Here is a 19,235-nt window from a genome sequence, read left to right as displayed (position 1 = left end):
GACGATCCAATGCGGTCCCTGCCAACGAGGTAATCACGACGCCACGCGTCGGAAGGGCAACACCGCGGACCCCCGCAGCTACCCCCAAGGCCAGACGGCTCGCGGTAACTGCCAGTGCTACTGCAATGAAAATATGTTCATCCCCCGGCTGCGAGGATCTCGCCGAGCCCGGCGCATCGCGTTGTGCCTCGCATGACGCCAGCGCCCGGGCACGACGGACCGAGCAGCGATCGAAGGCGCAGACCTCGGGTCAGGCGCGCGCGGGGCAGAAGCTCTACGATCGGAAGTGGCGGGCGGCGCGGCTTGTGCATCTTGCCTACCATCCGCTCTGTGTCGCTTGCGCCGAGATCGGCGTGACCACGGCGGCGACCGATGTCGATCATATCGATCCGCATCGCGGCGATCGGTCGAAGTTCTGGGACCGGTCGAACTGGCAGAGCCTTTGCCACCGGTGCCACAGCCGAAAGACGGCACTCGAGGTCTTCCACGGAAAGGGGACCGGGGGTGATCCGGAAATCTGACGCCGCCACAGGACAGCGGCGGGTGTACCTGTTTTTTCGTGCGCGCCGAATTGAAGGTAAAAACCCACCTTGGAAAGGATTTAGATCGTGAAGGGATCGAAGCCGAGCCTCAAGAACGTGGTTCCGCTGCGCGAAGATGCACCGCGCCCGGTCCCTGGTGCGCCGGAGTTCCTGTCGGGCGAGGCGGTCAAGATCTGGGACGATCTCGCGCCCTATCTCGTCGCCCGCGACCGGCTTGAGCCGCACCACGTTTACCAGTTCGCGACCTACTGCCAGTCGGTGGCGAACTTCCTCGCGGCCACCTTCACGATCGATTGCGAGGGCATGTTCTACGAAGTTCAGGGGCGGAACGGCAAACAGCAGAAGCGGCATCCGGCCGTGGCCGTCCAAGCGGAGGCAATGAACGCGATGCGGCGCGACAGCGCGCTCTTCGGGCTGTCGCCGGTGGACGATCAGAGGATGCAGAGCGGCGGGCAGGGCGATCTCTTCGACGACCTGATGACGCAGCTTCGCGGAGGCACCGGTGCAACCGGCTGATCACCCCGTCTCACGCTACGCGCAAAGCGTGGTCGAGGGCGATGTCGTGACGGGCGAGCTGGTCCGCATGGCCTGCGAACGCCACCTGATGGATCTCGAAACGGGGCACGAACGCGGTCTCGTCTTCGATTGCGCCGCGGCGGACATGATCATCAACTTTGCCGGCATGCTGAAGCATACGACAGGCAAGAAGGCCGGCGATGCGCTGCAGCTCGAACCGTGGCAGGTCTTCCGGCACGGCTCGGTCTTCGGCTGGAAGTTTGCCGAGACCGGCCTGCGCCGGTTCAAGTCGACTTATCACCAGGTCGGCAAGAAGAACGGAAAGACGACGGACACATCGGTGCCGATGCTCTTCACGCAGCTTTTCGACGGCGAGGGCGCACCGCAGGGCTTCTGCACCGCGACGACGCGCGACCAGGCGGGTCTTCTCTTCAAGGAAATGAAGCGCATGGTGCAGAAGAGCCCGGCGCTATCCCAGCTCACGAAGGTCTGGCGCGACAGCATCGAGATCCCGCGAACGCAAGGCGAGATCCGGTGCCTCAGCCGGGACGGCAATTCGGCGGACGGGATCAACCCGTCCTTTCTCGCGCGCGACGAGATGCACCGCTGGACCGATCGCGAGCTGGCCGACACGGTAACGGAATCCATGATCGCGCGCAGCCAGCCGATCGATTGGGTGATCACCACGGCCGGGGCGGATCGCGGATCGCTTTGCGGCGAGATCCGGGGCTATGCGGAATCGGTGCTGCGCGGCGACGTCGAGGATGATCGGTTCTTTGCCTACGTGGCCGAGCCGCCCGAGGATTGCGATCCGGCGGATCCCGTCGCCTGGGCGATGGGCAATCCCAATCTCGACGTCTCGAAGCCGTCGTCGGAGCTGCGCTCGGCGGTTCTGAAGGCGCAGACGATCGCGGGCGGGATGCCTTCATTCCGGCGGTTTCACCTGAACCTCTGGACCGAAGGCGCGCAGTCCTGGATCGCGCGCGACACGTGGGATGGCGGCGCGATGGCCGTGCCGATCGGCGAGGCGACGATGCAGCGCCTGCGCGGCAAGAAGGCGTGGGTCGGGCTCGATCTGTCGAGCAAGGTCGACACGACCGCGATCGTCGTGGCGATCCCGGACGGGCGGATCACATACCTGATCTGCTATGCGTTCCTGCCTTCCGGGCCGAAGGGGTTCATCCACCGCGCGCAGACCGAGAAAAAGGAATACATCGCGTGGCGCGATGCGGGCTGGCTCGAAGTGCATGACGGCGGCGCGATCGACGAGGATGCGATCTGCGATCGGCTTGAGCAGATCCGGGAATATTTCGACCTGCAAGAAGTAGCCTATGACCCGTGGGGCATGAGCTACATGGCGAAGCGCCTCGATCAGAGGCGGTTCCCGATGGTCGAGCATCGGCAAGGCTATGTCAGCATGTCGAACCCGATGAAGCGCTTCGAAGAGAAGGTCGCCAAGGGCGAGCTGCGCCACGGCGGCAACCCGGTTCTCGCCTGGCATGTCGGCAACGTCCATCGCGACGAGGATGCGTCCGAGAACATCAAGCCGAACAAGAAGAAATCATCCGGCCGGATCGACTGCGCCGTCGCCGCGATCATGGCGCTCGGCCGGGCCGAAGTCGGCGAGGGCCGCAGGAAGGCATGGGACACCGCAACCGCATGAGCTTGTTTTCGCGTAGCATGGGCGAGGTGCGATCCGCACGGGTCGAGCCGCCGGTTTCGTCCGCCGCAATGTCGTCGGGTCCGGTCCAGAGCGGGACCGCGCAGCCGCAACCGTGGTTGAGCGACATGATCGGATGGCAGAGCCGCAGCCGGGTGCGCGGCCTTCCCCCGGTCTCGGCACAAGCGGCGCAGCGGCACGCGACCGTCGTCGCGATCTGCAGCGTGATCGCGGGCGATGCCGCGAAAGTGCCGCTGAAGCTCTACCAGCGGCGGGATGACGGGACGGAAGCGCGGGTCCGCGAGCATGCCGTGCCGTACCTGATGAATGTCGAGGCCGCGCCGGGCGTGGCGGCAGCTCAGGCGCGGTTCGCGCTGGTCTATGCGTTCTGCCTTCGGGGCCGGTCCTATGCCTACACGCCGCGCGACGGCGCGGGCGAGATGCAGATGCTCGACGTGATCCGGCCCGACATGTGCTCGGTCCTGCGCGCGGGCCGTGATCGCTTCTATGATTTCGAGGATGGGGCCGGGATCCAGCGCCGCGCGCCGGTCCGGTCGATGCTGCATCTGCGGTACATGGCCGAGGATGGCTGGACGGGGCGGTCGCCGATCGAGGTCGCGGGCGAAAGCATGGGGCTTGCGCTTGCGGGGCAGGAAGCGGCGGCGCGCACGGCGGCCGGTGGCACGACGAAGGGGGCGATCACCCTTAGCGATGCCTATACCGACGACGACAGCCGACGCAGGAAGGCGATGTCGATCCGAGAATCGCTGCAGAACCCCGACTCGTCCGATTGGCCCGTCCTGCAGATGGACGAGGATATCAAGAAGCTCGACCTGTCAGCCGCCGATCAACAGCTTTTGGAAAGCCGGAAGTTCGACCGTGAGCAGATCGCGCAGCTCTACCGGGTGCCGCCCTCGAAGCTTCAGATGCTCGAACATGGCGTGAAGGCCAATGGTGAACAGCAGGCGATCGATTACTTGACCGACTGCCTGATGCACTGGGCCGGGCTGATCGAGGCGCAGATGAACCTGTCGTTGCTGACCGAGGCGGAACGCCGTGGCGGCCTGTTCGTGCGGCACGACTTCGATGCGCTTCTGCGCCCGACCACGAAGGACCGTTACGAGGCACTGGCGAAGGCGATCGGCGGCCCGTTCATGCTGCCGAACGAAGGCCGCAGGATCGAAGGATGGGAGCCGGTCAAGGGCGGTGATGTCCTCAATCCAGCGCCGAACATGACCCGCGATGCGTCCGCAACCGAAGGAGACGACGATGCCGAATGACACGATCGGTTCACGCCTGGCAGGACAGGTCACGGCGCTGGACGCGTCGACGGGGCAGGGGCTTCTCGGCATATCGTGGCCGACAGCCGAGGCGGCGATGCCGATGGCGGGCACGCTCGGAGCGGTTTCCCTGCAGCCCGGCGAGCGCTACGCGATCGCGCGGGGCGTGGCCTATGTCCCGATCACGGGGCTTCTGACGCCGAATTACTTCGTGCTTGAACGCTATCTCGGATGGGCGACCTACCAGGGCCTTGAGCAGACGATGGCCGAGCTTGCCGCCAACGAGGATGTCGCGGCGGTGGCGCTGATCATGGACACGCCCGGCGGGCTGGTTCGGGGCTGTCAGGCCGCATCCGACGCGATCTCGGCCGTCGCGGCAACAAAGCCGGTTCATGCGATCGCGCATCCGCTCTGCGCCTCGGCCGGATATCACCTCGCCTCGCAGGCGACGGAACTGGTCGTGACGCCCGGATCGGAGATCGGGTCGATCGGCGTGGCGGTGATGACCGCATCCTTCGTGCAGCCCGGCAATTCCGGCGCGCAGTTCTTCGAGCTGGTATCGAGCCACGCCATGGCGAAGCGGCCCGATGCCTCGACGGATGCCGGCATGGCCGAGTTCCGGCGGATGCTCGACGAGGCGGAAGGGGTGTTTCATGCCGCGATCTCGCGAGGGCGGAACATCCCCACTGCAGAGCTGCCCGACCGCCTCAGCGTGAACGGTGATCCGGCATGGGGTGGAGCGCTTTACCAGCCCGAGGATGCCGTCGCGCGCGGTGTCGCCGATCGCGTCGAGACGCGCGCGGCGTTCGACGAGCGCATGCTCGCGACCTATGCGCCCGCCAATGTCCCGGCACGCCGGCCGCGCCGTGGTGCGCGCGCGCAGGCCGCCGCCGCACTGGCGGCGCAGGGCCTCTGATCTTCGAGACATAGCCGCGCGCGAGCGCGGACTTCCCATTCCCTGCCGACGCGGCGGGGTTTTCGTGCTGCGCATTCGCAGCGTCATCCTTCAGACAGGAGCAAACGATGCCGAAGGATATCAACGACCTGCGCCGCGACCGGAAGGCTGCGGCAGACAGGATGCAGGAAACGGCCGACCAGATCACGGCGATCGAGGGCGCGGAAGGCGATCTCGACGAAGGGGCGCTGGCCCAAGCGACCGGCGCGTTCGAGGCCGCGCAGGGCGATTTCGCGAAAGCGGATGCCGCGGTGAAGCGGGCCGAACATGTCGAGGCGGCCAATGCCGCAGCGGCATCGGGCGGCGACGACAGCCAGCCCGTCGCCACGGGCGGCCATGCCGACACGTCGCCGCAAAGCCCGGCGCGCCCGCGCAATACGGCATTGCTCGGCGTCGGTGCGGCGCTGATGGTCGGGGCGCTTGCCGCCACGCGGGGCGATGCGACCCGGGCGGCCGATCGCCTCGACGCGGCCGGGCATTCCGAGCTGTCCGCATCGCTGCGGCGCTCCGACGACGCGGCGGGCGGCATCACGATCCCGCAAGCGCAGTCGAGCGAGTTGATCGAGATGCTGAAGCCGCGCGTGGCCGTCATGCGTGCCGGTGCCCGGGTGATCCCGATGCCGGCGGGCGAGCTTCGCCACGCCCGGCAGAACAGCTCGGCCAACGCCAGCTATACCGCCGAGCTGCAGGACATCCCGACGAGCGAGCAGACCTTCGGCAATCGTGACATGACCTTCAAGAAGCTCACGGCGATGGTTCCCGTCTCGAACTCGCTTCTGCGGCATTCCTCGATCGCCATGGCGCAGCTCGTCCGCGACGACATGATCGACGTGATGGCGTTGCGGCGCGACCTCGCCTTCACGCGCGGCGACGGGTTGAACAACACGCCCACGGGGATCGTCAACTGGGTTCCGGCCGCGCACAATTTCGGAGCCCGCGCCAAGGATCCGGCGACGGTCGAGGCCACGCTGCGCGGCATGGTGAGCCGTGTCGACAGTGCGAATGTCGGCATGGTCAATTCGGGATGGGTGATGCACCCGAGCGCGAAGCATTTCCTCGCCTCGCTTCGCGAGCCGTCGAGCGGTGTGAAGCTCTTTCCGTCGATCGAGATCAACGACACGTTGCTCGGCTACCCGATCTATACGACCTCGCAGCTTCCCACGAACCTCGGCGATGCGGGCGACGAGGCCGAGATCATCTTCGGCGACTTCAACCAGGTGATGATCGGCGACACGATGGACATCACGATCGCGACGTCGACCGAGGCTTCATATGTCGCCTCAAACGGCACCGTTCGGCACGCATTCCAGCGCGACGAGACGCTGATGCGCGCGATCTCCGAGCACGACCTCGCCCCGCGCCACGACGAGGCGCTTGCGCTCGCGCGCGGGCAGGGCTGGTCGCTCTGATCGCCATCGTCGGGCCGCACGACGCGGCCTGACATCCCCCCTTCCCATCATCATCGGAGCAATCGACCATGGAAAAGGTCATTCTGCAGTTCACGCGGGCGCATGGCCCGTACAATGCCGGCGACAAGGCCGGGTTCGATCCGGTCACGGCGGTCAAGATCGAGGCACAGGGTGTCGCGCAGCGCTACAAGCCCGAGGCGGAAGGCGTCGTTGCGGAACCGGCAGGGCAGGGCACCGATCCGGATCCCGATCCGGCGACGGATGCCGGTCAGGCAACCGCGAAGAAAGACGGCACGCCCGACGCCACGCCGTCGACCGACGCGCAGAAGACGGCGAAGCAAGCCGCGTTGCCCTCGCAGGGCAAGAAGTAAGCGACGATGCGGCTTGTTGCCGATCATCCTGCAGCCCCGATCTCGGCCACCGACCTTCTGGCCGAGATCGGGTTCGGCGTTGCGGACCAGTCGCATATCTCGGCCATGGAGAAGAGCATCGCGGCGGCCGTCGATTACGTCGAGGTTGCGGCTGCGCGACCGATCGGATCGCGTCTCAATGAGTTCACGCTGCGCGGCGCGTATTGGCTGCAATGGTGGTTCCCGGTCGCGCCGGTCCAGGAGGTTCGGAAGGTCGAGCGATCCGACGACTGGATCACATGGCGGATGCTCGATCCGACCGAATACGCGCTGGCGATGCAGCATGACGAGCCGCATCTCGTCATGGCCGATCAAGGGCCTTGCAAGGTTACGAAAGTCACGGCGATGACCGGGTTCGTGCTTCCAAAGGTGCCCCCGGCCCTTGTGCAGGCGGTCGCGTTGCTCGCGAAGGACAATTTCGAGACCGCGCGCGCGATCGACGACAAGCCCGCGATCGAGGCAAGCGTCGGTATTGATCGACTGATCCGTCAGCATCGCTATGTCCGCCCGGCGGAATTTGCCTGATGTCGCTCGATCGAATGGTTCAATTCGAGCGTGCGACGTCGGTCGATGACGGGCGGCGGATGTCGAAAGTCTGGGCCGCACTGGGCGAGCCGGTGCCGGCGGGCAAGCTGGACGTCAGCGATTCCGAGCGGTGGCGCTCGGCAAGCAGCGAAGAGACGGCGGAGATCACCACGCGGTTCCGCGTGCGATATACCGCCTTCACCGCCTCGATCACGCCGAAGGATCGCCTGGTCAGCGAGGGCGTCACCTATGACATCAGCGGCGCGAAGGAAGGGCGGGGCCGGCGCGCGTGGATCGAGATCACCTGCGCCGCGCGGTCGGATCGATGAGCGTGACCGTCGATCTCGAAGGGTTCGCCGAGCTTGAGCAAAAACTCGAGAAGCTTTCGACGGCGGCGGGCAAGGGCGCGTTGCGTCGCGCGCTGCGGAAGTCGGCCGCGCCGCTCGCCGAGCTGATGCGCGAGGGCGCGCCCGAACGTAAGGGGGCGCTCGCGCAGAGCGTGGCCGTCTCGACGAAGCTCTCGCAGCGACAAGCCGGGTTGCACCGCCGGATGTTTCAAGACGACCGCGCATCGGTCGAGATGTTCGTTGGGGCCGGGCCGCTGCCGCAGGCGGTGGCGCAGGAATTCGGAACGAAGGATCACCCGCCGCAACCGTTCGCACGTCCGGCATGGGATGCCGATCAGAACGCATTGCTTGAACGCCTGAAGGTCGACCTCTGGGACGAGATCCGGAAGAGTATCGGCCGCGCCGAGCGCAAGGCGGCCCGGCAGGCGGCGGGCGATTGATGGATCGCGACCTGCGCGGGGTGCTGATCGCGGATGCGGCGATCGGCGAGATCATCGGGTTCAACGATGCGGCCGAGCGGATCAACTGGGCCGAGCATCCGCAGGGCGAGCCCTATCCGGCTCTCGTGCTGCACGGGATCTCTCTGAACGGAAGCCACACGCAGGACGGCCCCGACAAACTGTTCGAGGCGCGCGTTCAGGTCGACGTTCTGGCGACAGACGACACGATCGCCGGGGATCTCGGGCGCGCCGTGCGGCGTGCCCTTGACGGATATCGCGGCGGGTCGCTGCGATATGTCCGGTTCGCAGGCTTGCGGAGCGGACGCGACGACGGACCTGATCGCCTGTTCCGGCGGTCGGTCGATTTCATCATCCAATGGAGTGACGAGGATGTCTGACGAAGCAACGATCGGCCATGGCGGGACCGTCGAGATCGGCCGTGGCGCAACGCCCGACTGGACGAAGATCGCCAAGGTCGGAGACATCGATATGCCCGACGCGCAGGCGGACGATATCGAGGTGACGCACCAGGAATCTCCGGGGCAGCGCAAGCAGTTTATCCCCGGCTTCACCGATACCGGGGAGTTCTCGGTGCCGCACAATTACATCCCGGGCAGCGTTACCGACGTGATGCTGACCGAGATCAAGTCGGCGCGCGAGATGGTGCAGATCCGCATCAAGATCGACGCGGACTCCCCTGCCGAGACGTATGTCGGGTATTGCAAGAGCTACGGTCGCAGCTCGCCGGTCGGCAACAAGAGAATGTCGACGGCCGTGTTCAAGCTTTCCGAGATGGTGGAGGCGTCCTGATGGCGAACCGCTTTTTCGGAGAAGTGGCGATCGATACGGATGACGGTCCTGTCACGCTGCGCTGTGACCTCAATGCGATGATCGAGTTCGAGGATGCGAGCGAGATGAACGCGCTCGAAGCCTTCGAGGCGATCGAGACCGGGAATGGCGGGGGCGACCTTCGTATGCTGCGCCTGATGGTCTGGGCGATGATGCGTCATCATCATCCCGAGGCCACGGTCGGGGATGCAGGCGTCGTTCTGTCCTGCGATATCGAGGCCCCGGCCAAGGCCATCGCGGCGGCAAGCCCTGCAGCCGACGAGGTGCCGCCGGGAAACCCGAAGCCCCGCAAGAAGGCCAGCGCGCGCTAGACTATCTCGCGATGCTGCGCGCCTATGTCGAGGCGGGGTTCGATCCGGGCACGTTCTGGGGTCTGACCCCGCGTCTCTATCTCGCGCATATGCGCGGAGCTGCGCAACGGTTCGAGCGCGAGGGCCGGTCCTCGGCCGAGTTGGCCTGGATGACCGCAACCCTGTCGCGCGCGGAGAAGATCCCGCCGCTCGCAAAGCTCTTGCGGGGCAAACCCGAGAAGATGTCGCCCGACGAATTGCGCGTGCGACTGAAGGCGCTGTCGAAGGCGCTTCCGAAAATCACACAGGAGGAATGGCGGGCACGGTTCCCGTCCTGATCCATGGCACAATCCGTCATCGGCGCTTTGCGGGTCAATCTTGGCCTCGACAGCGCCAAATTCGAGAAGGGTGCGCGACGGACGGAAAGTCCGCTGCGGCGCATGAAGGCCCAATTCACGAAGCTGGCAGCGGTCGGGACGGCGGCCTTCGCCTCGCTGACCGCTGCGGCCTTCAAGGGTGCGCAGGAGATCGACCGCAGCGCCAAGGCAGCGCGGCGTCTCGGCGCGTCGATTGGCGGGTTCCGCGCCCTTGAACTTGCCGCCGGTGAGGCGGGGGTCTCGCTCTCGGGTCTGGCGAACGACGTCCAGAACATCGATCGGGAACTGGCGAACCTCGGCGTCACGGGCAACGCGGATCGCGCGCTCGAACGGCTGGGCCTCGACGCCACGGCGCTCGAAGGCGTCGATGCCGACGAGAAGGTCGCGCGCATCGCCGATGCGATCCAGCGGATGGGGCTGACGACGGGCGAGGCGACGGCCGTGCTGCGCGATCTCGGCATCCGCAACCGTGAAATGGTCCTGATGATGATCCAGGGCGGTGACGCGATCCGGCGCGCGCGGCAGGATATCGAGGATTATGGCCTTGCGATCAGCGATGTCGACGCGGCCGAGATCGAGCAGGCGAACGACCGGATCGCGCGGCTCGGGCTGGTCACGCAATATGTCACGCAGAGGATCGCGCAGGAAGTGATCCCGGTCTTCGGGCGCATGGCGCAGGCGATCACCGACAGCCTTCGGCCCGGTGGCGAGCTGCGCGTGATGCTCGACGGGCTGATCGACAACCTGGCCCGGATCTCGACCTATCTTGCGACCGCGACGGCGGCCTTCGGCGCGCGGTATGTCGGAGCCGTGATCGCGGCGCGGATCGCGACCATGACGCTTTCCGGGGCGCTGGTCGCATTGCGGGGTGCGCTTATCCGTACCGGGATCGGGGCTCTGATCGTCGGGGCAGGGGAGCTGGTCTATCAGTTCGGGCGGCTCTCGACGGCCGCGGGCGGTGTCGGGCAGGCGGTCTATCTGCTGGGCGACCTTGCCCGGAATGTCTTCAAGGGCATGGTGACAAGCGCATCTGCGATTGCGCCCGCCCTTCAAGGCACGTGGCAATCCGTCCGCGCGAACTTCCTCGAAGCTGTCTCGGACATGCTCTGGGAATGGCGCGGCTTCCTGCAGTCGATCACCAACAGCGTCACGGGGCTCGCGGGGATCGAGGTCTTCGGCAAGAAGCCGTTCGCGGGTCTTCAGACGGGATTGCAGGAAGCCGCGAACACAGCGGCCAAGGCATCGAACGATCTCTATGCAAGTTCCCTCGACGCGGGCTCTGCGGCCGAGGCTGCATCTGAGAAGGCCCGGGGCATCATCGCCGGGGCTTTCGACGATGCCAAGGAATCGGTGGCCGCGATCCGGCGCCTGCTTTCGGAAACGAGCGACGAGATGGGCGATGCGGCCACCCGGTCCCGGGATCTCGCCGATGGCCTCGAAGAGGCGAACGATGCGGCGGCCGGTGGCGCTGGCGGTTCGGGCGGCGGGGGCGGTGCTGGCCGGACGGCCCGGGAAGCGACCGAAGAAATTTCCGAGATGGCGCAGGCTGCGCAGTCGGCATCTGACCAAATCAAGAATAGCATGTCTTCTGCATTTAGCGGCTGGGTCAGGTCGGCTCGGAATGCGCGTGATGCTCTAGGCAGCGTTTTTGATCAGATCTCCGACATGTTCTTGCAGAGCGTCGGCAATACCTTGTTCGGCGGCATCTCGCAGACGATCGGGGGCGCGCTGGCTGGTGGTCTCGGCGGAGCGCCGCAGGGCATGGCATCGGGCATAGCCGCGGCTGCGCAGTTCGGCGCGGGGCTTCTCGGTGGTGGCAGCCCGGCACCGGCCGTCGCGCAGCGCGCCGCCGCAGCCCGGCCCATGGCGCGACAAGCGCCCGTGTTCAACATCGCTGTCGACGGGGCGCGCGGGAACGCCGAGATCCGGCAAATGGTCGAAAGCGGCGTGAGCGAGGGGCTGAAGCAATACAGCCGCGATGCCGCGCCGCAGGTCAATGCGGGCATCGCACGCGATCCTCGGGTCCGGGGGGGCTGATGCCGCTTTCCAATCCTCTGTTGCTGTCCGACTTCATGGACCTGGTGCGGCTGTCGCTCGATGGGCTGCTGGTCGAGTTGTCCGAGCGGCGGCGCGTCGGCGAGACCGGGGGCGGCGAGATCGTCGATTCCGATCTCGGCCCGCGGCTTTGGCGTGGCGAGTTTCCGTTCGCCGACATGCCGCTCGACGTGGGCCGGATCGCCTGCGCGCGGCTCGACCTTCTGCGCGGAAGCGGGGCCAAGTTCCTTGCGACCGATCCGAATGCCGCATGGCCGGCGGCCGATCCGCTGGGCGCACAGATCGCGACCGCTTCGCCCGTCGTGGCGGAGGATTTCGCCGATCGGCGCATCCTTCGGATTGCCGGGCTTCCCGCGAATTACCGCCTGTCGATCGGCGACCGATTCAGCTTCTACTATGGGCCGGACAACACGTCGCTCGCATATCAAGAGATTGTCGCGCCGGTGCAGGCCGACGCGCAAGGCGAGACGGGGCCGGTCGAGGTCAGGCCGCATCTGCGCCCGGGCATCCCCGATGCCGCGCCCCTACGGTTCACGCGCCCGATCGTGAAGGCGGTTTTGATGCCCGGTGAGACGCGCAAGCCGCTTCACCGCCGAACGCATTGGGCGGGCGGGTCCATCACGTGGCAACAGACGCTCAGATGATCATCAGCGCTGTAGGACGGGATGCCCTTGCGCAGCGGCGCGGCTTGGCTCGCTGGCTCTTGTGGCTCGAAGTGCGTACCTATGACACCGGAGAGATCCAGCCCGCCGGCATCTGGAATGGCGAGCATGATCAGAGCTTCGAGATCGAGGGCGAGACCCGCGACTATCGCGGGATAGCCGGGCTGCTGAAGCCCGAGCCGCTGACCTATGAGGCGGGCACGAATATCCGCCTGCAGCGGATCAGGATCGCGCTCTCTCCGGATGCCGAAAGCCTGCTGAGGAATTACGACTCGCGGCTTGCACCGGCCGAGCTTCATCTCGCGATCTTCGACCGGGAAACCCACGAACTGATCAGTATCGACCAGGCGATCGAGGGCTTCGTCGACAGCGCGCCGATCAAAGAAGGTGCGCTCGAAAACGGCATGTCCGTCGCGGTCTGCGATCTCACTCTGGCGACCTCGGCGCGTGCCGGGACGCGGACGCTCGGCACGAAGAAATCCGACGCGGCCCTTCGCAAGCGCGGGGGTGATCGCGGCTATCGCTATTCGGTCATCAGCGGGCAGATCCCCGTCTGGTGGGGGGAGGATCGGAAGTGACCTTTTCGCGACTGCCGAACTGGCGGCTGCGCCTCGACGACTATCTCGCGCGCGTTGCGCGGGCCGCGTTCCGGCCCGGGATACATGATTGCGCGCTTTTCGCGGCAGGCGGGGTCGAGGCGATGACGGGACGGGATCCGGCGGCTGTCCTTCGTGGGTCCTATCGGACGATCGAGGACGGCTATGTCCGGCTGCGCGAGATGGGGCACCGGGATCACGTCGCGATGGCGGCGAGCCTGTTCGAGGCGCTGCCGATCATGCGCGCGCGCTGCGGTGACATCGCGGTTCTCGCCGATGGCAAGGGGCATCTCGCGCTCGGGCTTGTCACCGGGCCGTCGATCGCCGCGCTCGGCCTCGACGGCTTGCGCTTTCGTCCGCTCACCGATGGCCGGAAGGTCTTCGCGGTATGAGGTTTATCGCGCTTCTCGCGGCCGTCGCGCTCTTTGCGCAGCCGGCAGAGGCGGGGCCGGTCGTGGGCGCGCTCGCCGCCTTCAGCGGGTGGGTGACGGCGGGGCTCGCGTCCAGTGGATTCGGCGGCGTTCTGACACGGCTTGCGGTGGGTGTCGTCACGTCGCGGATCTCGATGGCGCTCGGGCGGCGTCAGCAGCGCCCGCAGGGCATCCGGACACAGGTCACGCAGACCGGCGGCACCAATGCGCAGACCATGATCTTCGGATGGTGCGCGACCGCCGGAACATTCGCCGCACCGCCCGCGAGCTGGGGAAAGGACAACCGGCAGCGGGTGCACGTGATCTCGCTTGCCGACGTCCCGATCGAGGCGCTGACGCGCGTCTTCATCGATGGCGAGCCTGTCGAGTATGACGATTATGTGTCGGAGACCTACGGCAAGCTTGCCGGGCGCGAGGCGCTCGGACGTCTCGACGATCGAACCTGGCTGACCTTCCACGACGGCACGCAAAGCGTTGCGGATCCCTACCTGCTCGATGCGCTCGGAAGCGACCCGGATCGGCCGTGGCGCTCGGACATGGTGTTGCCGGGCGTGGCCTACGCGCACCAGACGTTCCGCTTCGATACAGAGAAGTATGCGGGCCAGCCGCGCAGCCTTTTCGAGGTTCTGGGGATGCGGCTCTATGATCCGCGTCTCGACAGCGCGCGCGGTGGATCGGGCGGGCATCGCGTCGATGATCCCTCGACGTGGAGCTATACGGCGAACCCGGTCGTGATGATCTACAACATCATCATCGGGATCCGCCTGCCGGACGGGAATGTATGGGGCATCGGTGCCGATCCCGATGATCCTGTTCTGTCATACTTCGCGGCGGCGATGAATGCCTGCGACGAAGCTGTGCCGGTCGACGGGGGCGGAACCCGCAAGCGGTATCGCGCGGGGCTCGAAGTCGGTGTCGACGAAGAGCCGCTCGACGTGATCGACGAGCTGCTGAAGGCATGTGGTGGCAAGATCGCTGAGATCGGCGGCCGGTGGGTAATCTCGGTCGGCGCGCCGCCGCCTGCCACGCTGCATATCACCGATGACGACATTCTCGTCACCGATCCGCGCGAGTTCGAGCCGTTCCCGGGGCTTGCGGAAACCTACAACGCGGTGTCGGCAACCTATCCCGACGTCGACAATGCGTGGGAAGCGACGGAAGCCGTCGAGTGGATCAACCCGGAATGGGAAGCGGCCGATGGCGGGCGGCGGCTGACCGCCGAGCTGCGCCTCGACGCGGTGCCGTTCGGCCGACAGGTCCGCGCGCTGATGCGGGAAACCGGAAAGGATAACCGCCGCTTCCGGTCGCACGTGATCCCGCTCGCGCAGGAAGCGCTCGGGCACAACGCGCTCGATACGATTTCATGGACGAGCAAGCATAACGGATACAAGGCGAAGCTCTTCGAGATCGAGCGGCAGGTTGTCGATCCCGAGACGCTGGCGAGCGCGTTTCTGGTGCGCGAGCGCGATCCGTCCGATTACGATCCCGACAGCGCGTTCGATGCGTTGCTTCCGGTCGCGCCGCCCCGCTCGATTATCGAGCCCGAGGTGCCGGGCGTGGACGGGTGGGGCGTTCGGGCCTTCGCGATCAAGGGCGAGGGTGGCGAGGCGCGGCGTCCCGCGATCGAGCTGACCTGGAGCGCGGACCTGGTGGCGCGGGCGGTGGCGTGGCGGATCGTGCACCTGGCAACGGGTGATGTCGTGAGCGAAGGCGCGACCTCGGCTGTCAGGTCCGGGCGGATGGTGATCAGCGACGGGCTTTTGCCGGCCGAGACTTATGGCGTGATCGGCGAGGCGGTATCGGATCGCCGGACGCGACCCGAGCCGCAAATTGTCGTCACCACGCCCGATGCACGGATCGGCAAGGCCGATCTCGTTCCCCAGATCGTTCAGCAGATCGAGCTTCTGGACGAACTTGGCGAGCACTACGAGGCGGGGCTTGTCTCGTATCTTGACGGTTTGAACGCCGAGATCGAGGGCGCGGTGAGCGATGCGAACACGGCCGTCGAGCGGTCGGAACTACTGGCTGAAAGCCGGGATAACCTGTTCCTTGATCCCCGCTTCACGAAGGAAGGCACGATCGGGCTATGGTCGGGAGCCAACGGCACGACCGGGCTTGTAAGGGCGGGCACGGTTGCCGGGGCCACCCATGGCGCATCCTACAGCGGCCGGGCAACGGCGGCGGCAGATGGGAGGGTCGACGTTCGCTACAGGGGCCTTGCGGTCAGCGTAGGGCGGACCCTCCGCGTCGGAGGATGGTTCCGGTTCACGGCAACGACGACCCTGCAAATGTCCGCCAGGTCCGCAAAGTCTGATGGGGAATACTCCAATTTCACCGGCATCAAGTCGCAGGTTGTCCCGGCGAACACCTGGACCTTCGTTTCAGGGGAGGGGAAGGTTGCGGGCGGAGCGTATTGCGACGAATTCGCCTTTGTCGCCACCGGCCTTCCGGCGGGTGCCTATTTCTCGTGGACGAACGCCTATCTGCAGGACGTGACGCAGGAAGCCGAAGCCAAGGCGTTCGTGCGCGAGACGACCTATGCCAAGGCGGAGGCCGATCGGCAGATCGCCTCGCTCCGAACCGAGATCCGGGCGCGCTACGACACGACGATCGCGGGCCATGATGAGCAGATCGTCGTTCTCACGAACAAGCAGGGCGCGCAGGCCGGGCAGATCAACACGCTCTTTGCCGACTTCGGAAACATCGAGTCGTCGGTCAATTCGCTCGGGCAGACCGTTGCCAATGATCGCGAAGCGTTCTCGCAATACAAGATCAGCGCGAATTCCCGCTTCAAGGATGTCGAGGCGATGGCCGAACTGGTCGCGCGCACGACTGTCGACAGCAACGGAAACTCGGTTGCCCTTGTGCGTCTCGCCGCCGGGACAAGCCGCAACAGCGCGATGCTTGAGGTCGCCGCAGGCAGCAACTGGGCGGCCCTGCGCTTCGATGGCATGTCGATCTTCAGCGGGGGGCTGCAGTCCGACAACTACAGCTCGAATTCCGCGGGCTGGGGCATCTTCCGGGGCGGATACGCGGAATTCCAGAACATCAAGGTCCGGCGACAACTGCAGGTCGCGACCGGCGCTTTCTACGTGAACTTTGCCACAGACAACACGCCTGCCATCACGGAAAGGGGTTCTTGGTATGTCGACACAGGATTTCAGGTCGAGGCGTGGCGGGGCTCCACGCGGGCATATGAAGCCGTCGCGGGATTGGAGGGCAATGTCAGCGTCGATTACGACAGCGGCCGGGCGCTCAATAGCTTCCGGTGGGGCTGGGACGTCAAGGTCATCTACATGACCCGGGGCGACGGATACGCAAGCATCGTTCTCAAGATCCAAGGGTCTCAGGCGAACGTGCAGAGGGTTCGCGGCGACCTTCGGTGGCGATTGATGGAGATCACCTGATGCGGTTTCGGATCATCACTCAGCGGCTCGAGAAACATTTGACGCTGTCCGTCGACGGCGACGTTCTGACATTGAACGGGGAGGAACTGGATTTCTCGTTCCTGCAGGAAGGCGAGTGGCTTCCGACCGACGCGGTGGGGAACGAATGGATCGGACCCGGCGGGGTCGAGCGGATCGACGGCAAGATCCTTTTGACGATCATCATTCCCTATGGACGCAATCCACCTGCCGAACTGTTGAGCCCGCCGGCCGAAGTCGAATGGGGTGTCGATTGGCTGGCATTGCCCGCTTACGGCGAGCCGATCAATCCGACGCCCGAGGATCTGGGGGAGCCGATCGCGAATGGATAGATCGAAGGTCGTCACGGCGGCGCAGCGGGCCGCCAACGCGCTCGAAGATGAGCGGGCAGGGCTCAAGGCGTTCAGGCGCGCGGTGAACATGGCCCTGGCATCGCGGCCGGTGGCGCAGTCCGCGATCCTCGGCGCGCGATATGGCGGCGCGGCCAGCATTCTCGAAGCTCTCGACATGCTCGAAGCGGATCTCGGCGAGACGCATCCCTTCACGAAAGCGCGGCGCGATATCGTCCAGTACGAGCGCACGCATCCCGATTTCTGCGCGATCCTCACTGCGCTCGGCGTGAGCCCGGAATGGGGGGATCAGCTGATGCGCGACGCGATGGCGATGGGGGCAAGCCCGCCGGATCCGGGCATCTCCGATGTCAGCGCGGCTTTCGATATCGAAAAGGAGATTGCACCATGATCAGGACATGGGTCACGAACCTCTGGCGCCAGCCGATGCACTCGGGCGAGATCGTCATGGGGATCATCCTGATCGGGGCCGGCAGCGCCGGCCTGATCCCCGGCTATGCGCAGGATGCCGGGATCTACGCGTTCGCGCTCGCCAATGGCGGACAGATCGCTTGGTCCGTGGCGCGCCTTGTCGTCGGATCCCTTCTCGTCGGCGCGGCGCTGCACGACGTGGTAACGTCCCGGCGCTGGTCTTACGCGATCGTCATCCGGAGCTGCGCGCTTGTCTTCGGGGTGGCGATGTTCCTGGCGCTCGCCGTCAGCTTCCTGCAGACGGGGGCACTCTCGGCCGCCGGTCTTTATTGCGGCGTGGCTGTCTGCGCGTCCTGGGCCTTTCTGGCTGTCTCCGCGACGATCCGCTGATCCGATGCTGGAATGGGCCGAGACCAATCCCGAACTGGCGATCGCGTGCCTGACGGTGATCGTCGCGCCCCTCATCGCGGGGCTGGCAAGAAAACTCTTTCCGCATAGCGAAAGCCGTCCCGCACCGCGCGAGGTCGTATCCTCGAAGATGCGCGAGGCGCTTGCCGATACCAGTGCGACCGTTCGACTGTCGCACCACGAGCAGCGCGCGATCGCGCTGGACGTCAAGAGGATCCTTCTCGTGCTCGAAGAGATGAAGGACCGCACCGAGTAAGCCCCGCCGCACCGGCATCCGCTTCCCTCGCCCCGCCTCGCGCGGGGCTTTTTCGTATGGAGACCCATCATGTCCTATCTGCCCGATGCCCGGGTGACGCACATCGTCATCCATTACAGCGCGACACCCGTCGAACGTGATTACTCGGTCGCCGATATCGATCGGATGCACCGCAAGCGCGGGTTTCGCGAGGTCGGATATCACTACTTCATCCGCAAGGCCGGGGCGGTCGAGACCGGCCGCGACCTGTCGCAGCCCGGTCGGTTCGAGATGGGCGCGCATGTCAAGGGCTCGAACCCGTCGAGCATCGGCATCTGCTTCGAGGGTGGCGTGAGGAAAGCCGCGCCGAACATCGGGTTCGATAGCCGGACGCCGGCGCAGATCCGGGCGATGATCGATCTGATCGACAAGCTGCAGGAACGCTACCCGGGCGCGATCGTCGAGGGGCACCGCGACATGCCCGGTGCCGCCACGCAATGCCCGGGCTTCGATGCGCGCGCGTGGTGGGATGATGTCCTGCGCCGTCGCAACGCCCCCACCGCGCAACCGCCTGCGCGCGGCTTCTGGGCGGCTCTTCTCAGCGCTCTGCGGCAGGCATTCGGGGGGCGGAACTGATGGGCGTCTATATTCGGATGGCGATCTATTTCGCCTGCGCCTGGCTGTCGGGGCAGGGGGTCGCGGTGCACGATCCCGTCGCCGGGACGATCACCTTCCAGGTCGAAAGCATCGCGGCCGCGCTGACCGGCTTCGTGGGCTATGCCCTGACCTTCATCGCCAGTCGCATCTTCAAGGCGCGGGGTGGCTCGACGTGAGCCGTCTCTATCTTGTCGCCGCTGGCGCGGTGGGCGTCCTGCTGATGATCGGCGCGATCTACTGGGCGGGCAGGGACGATGCGTTCGATGCCGCCCATCGCCGGGCCCTTGAGGCCGATCGAGACACTTCCCGGAGGATTGACGATGCGGATATTGGCTCGGGTCAGCCTGTTGGCGACCGTGAGTGGCTGCGCGATCGCGGTGAGCGATGACGTGCTTTGCCGTAGGA

General features: G+C 66.0%; 26 protein-coding genes. All 26 read left to right on the top strand.

The genetic code is table 11. From position 1 onward, the window contains the following. The first annotated feature begins 125 nt into the window (after positions 1-125). Positions 126-521 (top strand): HNH endonuclease signature motif containing protein, encoded by a 396-nt coding sequence (locus RVY76_RS07780; RefSeq protein WP_317373317.1) that lies wholly within the window; start codon positions 126-128, stop codon positions 519-521. An 87-nt stretch (positions 522-608) separates the two neighbouring features. Next, a complete protein-coding gene (locus RVY76_RS07775; protein WP_317373316.1) occupies positions 609-1,058 on the top strand; it encodes a phage terminase small subunit P27 family in 450 nt (149 codons plus the stop codon). Next, positions 1,045-2,721, top strand: a complete 1,677-nt coding sequence (locus tag RVY76_RS07770) for a terminase large subunit (protein ID WP_317373315.1) — start codon at positions 1,045-1,047, stop codon at positions 2,719-2,721. The genes RVY76_RS07775 and RVY76_RS07770 overlap by 14 nt, the downstream gene beginning before the upstream one ends. Beyond that, positions 2,718-3,998, top strand: coding sequence for a phage portal protein (locus RVY76_RS07765; RefSeq protein WP_317373314.1), 1,281 nt, complete (start codon positions 2,718-2,720; stop codon positions 3,996-3,998). The genes RVY76_RS07770 and RVY76_RS07765 overlap by 4 nt, the downstream gene beginning before the upstream one ends. Continuing rightward, on the top strand, positions 3,988-4,914 hold the full coding sequence (locus tag RVY76_RS07760) for a S49 family peptidase (protein WP_317373313.1): 927 nt from the start codon (positions 3,988-3,990) through the stop codon (positions 4,912-4,914). The genes RVY76_RS07765 and RVY76_RS07760 overlap by 11 nt, the downstream gene beginning before the upstream one ends. 107 nt (positions 4,915-5,021) lie before the next feature. Then, positions 5,022-6,362 (top strand): phage major capsid protein, encoded by a 1,341-nt coding sequence (locus RVY76_RS07755; protein WP_317373312.1) that lies wholly within the window; start codon positions 5,022-5,024, stop codon positions 6,360-6,362. A gap of 68 nt (positions 6,363-6,430) precedes the next feature. Then, the gene (locus tag RVY76_RS07750) at positions 6,431-6,733 is read left to right on the top strand and encodes a hypothetical protein (RefSeq protein ID WP_317373311.1); all 303 of its coding nucleotides are present in this window, start codon (positions 6,431-6,433) and stop codon (positions 6,731-6,733) included. A 6-nt stretch (positions 6,734-6,739) separates the two neighbouring features. Continuing rightward, the gene (locus RVY76_RS07745; RefSeq protein ID WP_317373310.1) at positions 6,740-7,297 is read left to right on the top strand and encodes a hypothetical protein; all 558 of its coding nucleotides are present in this window, start codon (positions 6,740-6,742) and stop codon (positions 7,295-7,297) included. After that, on the top strand, positions 7,297-7,626 hold the full coding sequence (locus RVY76_RS07740; RefSeq protein WP_317373309.1) for a head-tail adaptor protein: 330 nt from the start codon (positions 7,297-7,299) through the stop codon (positions 7,624-7,626). The genes RVY76_RS07745 and RVY76_RS07740 overlap by 1 nt, the downstream gene beginning before the upstream one ends. Then, on the top strand, positions 7,623-8,084 hold the full coding sequence (locus tag RVY76_RS07735) for an HK97-gp10 family putative phage morphogenesis protein (protein WP_317373308.1): 462 nt from the start codon (positions 7,623-7,625) through the stop codon (positions 8,082-8,084). Before RVY76_RS07740 ends, RVY76_RS07735 begins: the two co-directional genes overlap by 4 nt. Continuing rightward, positions 8,084-8,482, top strand: coding sequence for a DUF3168 domain-containing protein (locus RVY76_RS07730; RefSeq protein ID WP_317373307.1), 399 nt, complete (start codon positions 8,084-8,086; stop codon positions 8,480-8,482). The genes RVY76_RS07735 and RVY76_RS07730 overlap by 1 nt, the downstream gene beginning before the upstream one ends. Then, positions 8,475-8,894: a phage tail tube protein gene (locus RVY76_RS07725; RefSeq protein WP_317373306.1), complete on the top strand. Its 420-nt coding sequence runs from the start codon at positions 8,475-8,477 to the stop codon at positions 8,892-8,894. The genes RVY76_RS07730 and RVY76_RS07725 overlap by 8 nt, the downstream gene beginning before the upstream one ends. Then, positions 8,894-9,244: a hypothetical protein gene (locus tag RVY76_RS07720; protein WP_317373305.1), complete on the top strand. Its 351-nt coding sequence runs from the start codon at positions 8,894-8,896 to the stop codon at positions 9,242-9,244. Before RVY76_RS07725 ends, RVY76_RS07720 begins: the two co-directional genes overlap by 1 nt. Positions 9,245-9,255: 11 nt before the next feature. Then, the gene (locus RVY76_RS07715) at positions 9,256-9,561 is read left to right on the top strand and encodes a hypothetical protein (protein ID WP_317373304.1); all 306 of its coding nucleotides are present in this window, start codon (positions 9,256-9,258) and stop codon (positions 9,559-9,561) included. Positions 9,562-9,564: 3 nt separating this feature from the next. Next, entirely contained in the window at positions 9,565-11,637 is a 2,073-nt protein-coding gene (locus RVY76_RS07710) for a hypothetical protein (RefSeq protein WP_317373303.1), read from the top strand. After that, positions 11,637-12,299 carry a hypothetical protein gene (locus RVY76_RS07705; RefSeq protein ID WP_317373302.1) on the top strand — a complete coding sequence of 221 codons (663 nt, stop codon included), beginning with the start codon at positions 11,637-11,639 and terminating at the stop codon, positions 12,297-12,299. Before RVY76_RS07710 ends, RVY76_RS07705 begins: the two co-directional genes overlap by 1 nt. Next, positions 12,296-12,895, top strand: coding sequence for a hypothetical protein (locus RVY76_RS07700; protein ID WP_317373301.1), 600 nt, complete (start codon positions 12,296-12,298; stop codon positions 12,893-12,895). Before RVY76_RS07705 ends, RVY76_RS07700 begins: the two co-directional genes overlap by 4 nt. After that, the gene (locus tag RVY76_RS07695) at positions 12,892-13,305 is read left to right on the top strand and encodes a DUF6950 family protein (protein ID WP_317373300.1); all 414 of its coding nucleotides are present in this window, start codon (positions 12,892-12,894) and stop codon (positions 13,303-13,305) included. Before RVY76_RS07700 ends, RVY76_RS07695 begins: the two co-directional genes overlap by 4 nt. Continuing rightward, positions 13,302-16,751, top strand: a complete 3,450-nt coding sequence (locus RVY76_RS07690; RefSeq protein ID WP_317373299.1) for a phage tail protein — start codon at positions 13,302-13,304, stop codon at positions 16,749-16,751. The genes RVY76_RS07695 and RVY76_RS07690 overlap by 4 nt, the downstream gene beginning before the upstream one ends. Further along, positions 16,751-17,101: a hypothetical protein gene (locus RVY76_RS07685; protein WP_317373298.1), complete on the top strand. Its 351-nt coding sequence runs from the start codon at positions 16,751-16,753 to the stop codon at positions 17,099-17,101. Before RVY76_RS07690 ends, RVY76_RS07685 begins: the two co-directional genes overlap by 1 nt. After that, positions 17,094-17,510 carry a hypothetical protein gene (locus RVY76_RS07680; protein WP_317373297.1) on the top strand — a complete coding sequence of 139 codons (417 nt, stop codon included), beginning with the start codon at positions 17,094-17,096 and terminating at the stop codon, positions 17,508-17,510. Before RVY76_RS07685 ends, RVY76_RS07680 begins: the two co-directional genes overlap by 8 nt. Then, complete coding sequence (locus RVY76_RS07675) at positions 17,507-17,920, top strand: hypothetical protein (protein WP_317373296.1); 414 nt, start codon at positions 17,507-17,509, stop codon at positions 17,918-17,920. Before RVY76_RS07680 ends, RVY76_RS07675 begins: the two co-directional genes overlap by 4 nt. Before the next feature lie 4 nt (positions 17,921-17,924). Continuing rightward, entirely contained in the window at positions 17,925-18,194 is a 270-nt protein-coding gene (locus RVY76_RS07670) for a hypothetical protein (RefSeq protein ID WP_317373295.1), read from the top strand. A gap of 69 nt (positions 18,195-18,263) precedes the next feature. Continuing rightward, positions 18,264-18,809 (top strand): N-acetylmuramoyl-L-alanine amidase, encoded by a 546-nt coding sequence (locus tag RVY76_RS07665; protein WP_317373294.1) that lies wholly within the window; start codon positions 18,264-18,266, stop codon positions 18,807-18,809. Then, positions 18,809-19,006: a hypothetical protein gene (locus RVY76_RS07660; protein WP_317373293.1), complete on the top strand. Its 198-nt coding sequence runs from the start codon at positions 18,809-18,811 to the stop codon at positions 19,004-19,006. Before RVY76_RS07665 ends, RVY76_RS07660 begins: the two co-directional genes overlap by 1 nt. Continuing rightward, complete coding sequence (locus RVY76_RS07655) at positions 19,003-19,218, top strand: hypothetical protein (protein WP_317373292.1); 216 nt, start codon at positions 19,003-19,005, stop codon at positions 19,216-19,218. Before RVY76_RS07660 ends, RVY76_RS07655 begins: the two co-directional genes overlap by 4 nt. The last annotated feature ends 17 nt before the right edge of the window (positions 19,219-19,235 follow it).

Origin of the sequence: Palleronia sp. LCG004 (assembly GCF_032931615.1) — a bacterium.
GTDB lineage: Bacteria > Pseudomonadota > Alphaproteobacteria > Rhodobacterales > Rhodobacteraceae > Palleronia.
Note: the sequence above shows the minus strand (reverse complement) of the source record. Positions and strands in the feature narration are given on the sequence as shown.

Bases quoted from the DNA above. Each gene is read 5' to 3' on its own strand.
- RVY76_RS07745 (WP_317373310.1), top strand. From the start codon at position 6,740: ATGCGGCTTGTTGCCGATCATCCTGCAGCCCCGATCTCGGCCACCGAC.
- RVY76_RS07755 (WP_317373312.1), top strand. From the start codon at position 5,022: ATGCCGAAGGATATCAACGACCTGCGCCGCGACCGGAAGGCTGCGGCA.
- RVY76_RS07725 (WP_317373306.1), top strand. From the start codon at position 8,475: ATGTCTGACGAAGCAACGATCGGCCATGGCGGGACCGTCGAGATCGGC.
- RVY76_RS07740 (WP_317373309.1), top strand. From the start codon at position 7,297: ATGTCGCTCGATCGAATGGTTCAATTCGAGCGTGCGACGTCGGTCGAT.
- RVY76_RS07765 (WP_317373314.1), top strand. From the start codon at position 2,718: ATGAGCTTGTTTTCGCGTAGCATGGGCGAGGTGCGATCCGCACGGGTC.
- RVY76_RS07675 (WP_317373296.1), top strand. From the start codon at position 17,507: ATGATCAGGACATGGGTCACGAACCTCTGGCGCCAGCCGATGCACTCG.
- RVY76_RS07750 (WP_317373311.1), top strand. From the start codon at position 6,431: ATGGAAAAGGTCATTCTGCAGTTCACGCGGGCGCATGGCCCGTACAAT.
- RVY76_RS07720 (WP_317373305.1), top strand. From the start codon at position 8,894: ATGGCGAACCGCTTTTTCGGAGAAGTGGCGATCGATACGGATGACGGT.
- RVY76_RS07730 (WP_317373307.1), top strand. From the start codon at position 8,084: ATGGATCGCGACCTGCGCGGGGTGCTGATCGCGGATGCGGCGATCGGC.
- RVY76_RS07715 (WP_317373304.1), top strand. From the start codon at position 9,256: ATGCTGCGCGCCTATGTCGAGGCGGGGTTCGATCCGGGCACGTTCTGG.
- RVY76_RS07670 (WP_317373295.1), top strand. From the start codon at position 17,925: ATGCTGGAATGGGCCGAGACCAATCCCGAACTGGCGATCGCGTGCCTG.
- RVY76_RS07705 (WP_317373302.1), top strand. From the start codon at position 11,637: ATGCCGCTTTCCAATCCTCTGTTGCTGTCCGACTTCATGGACCTGGTG.
- RVY76_RS07665 (WP_317373294.1), top strand. From the start codon at position 18,264: ATGTCCTATCTGCCCGATGCCCGGGTGACGCACATCGTCATCCATTAC.
- RVY76_RS07710 (WP_317373303.1), top strand. From the start codon at position 9,565: ATGGCACAATCCGTCATCGGCGCTTTGCGGGTCAATCTTGGCCTCGAC.
- RVY76_RS07680 (WP_317373297.1), top strand. From the start codon at position 17,094: ATGGATAGATCGAAGGTCGTCACGGCGGCGCAGCGGGCCGCCAACGCG.
- RVY76_RS07660 (WP_317373293.1), top strand. From the start codon at position 18,809: ATGGGCGTCTATATTCGGATGGCGATCTATTTCGCCTGCGCCTGGCTG.
- RVY76_RS07780 (WP_317373317.1), top strand. From the start codon at position 126: ATGAAAATATGTTCATCCCCCGGCTGCGAGGATCTCGCCGAGCCCGGC.
- RVY76_RS07690 (WP_317373299.1), top strand. From the start codon at position 13,302: ATGAGGTTTATCGCGCTTCTCGCGGCCGTCGCGCTCTTTGCGCAGCCG.
- RVY76_RS07700 (WP_317373301.1), top strand. From the start codon at position 12,296: ATGATCATCAGCGCTGTAGGACGGGATGCCCTTGCGCAGCGGCGCGGC.
- RVY76_RS07735 (WP_317373308.1), top strand. From the start codon at position 7,623: ATGAGCGTGACCGTCGATCTCGAAGGGTTCGCCGAGCTTGAGCAAAAA.
- RVY76_RS07760 (WP_317373313.1), top strand. From the start codon at position 3,988: ATGCCGAATGACACGATCGGTTCACGCCTGGCAGGACAGGTCACGGCG.
- RVY76_RS07685 (WP_317373298.1), top strand. From the start codon at position 16,751: ATGCGGTTTCGGATCATCACTCAGCGGCTCGAGAAACATTTGACGCTG.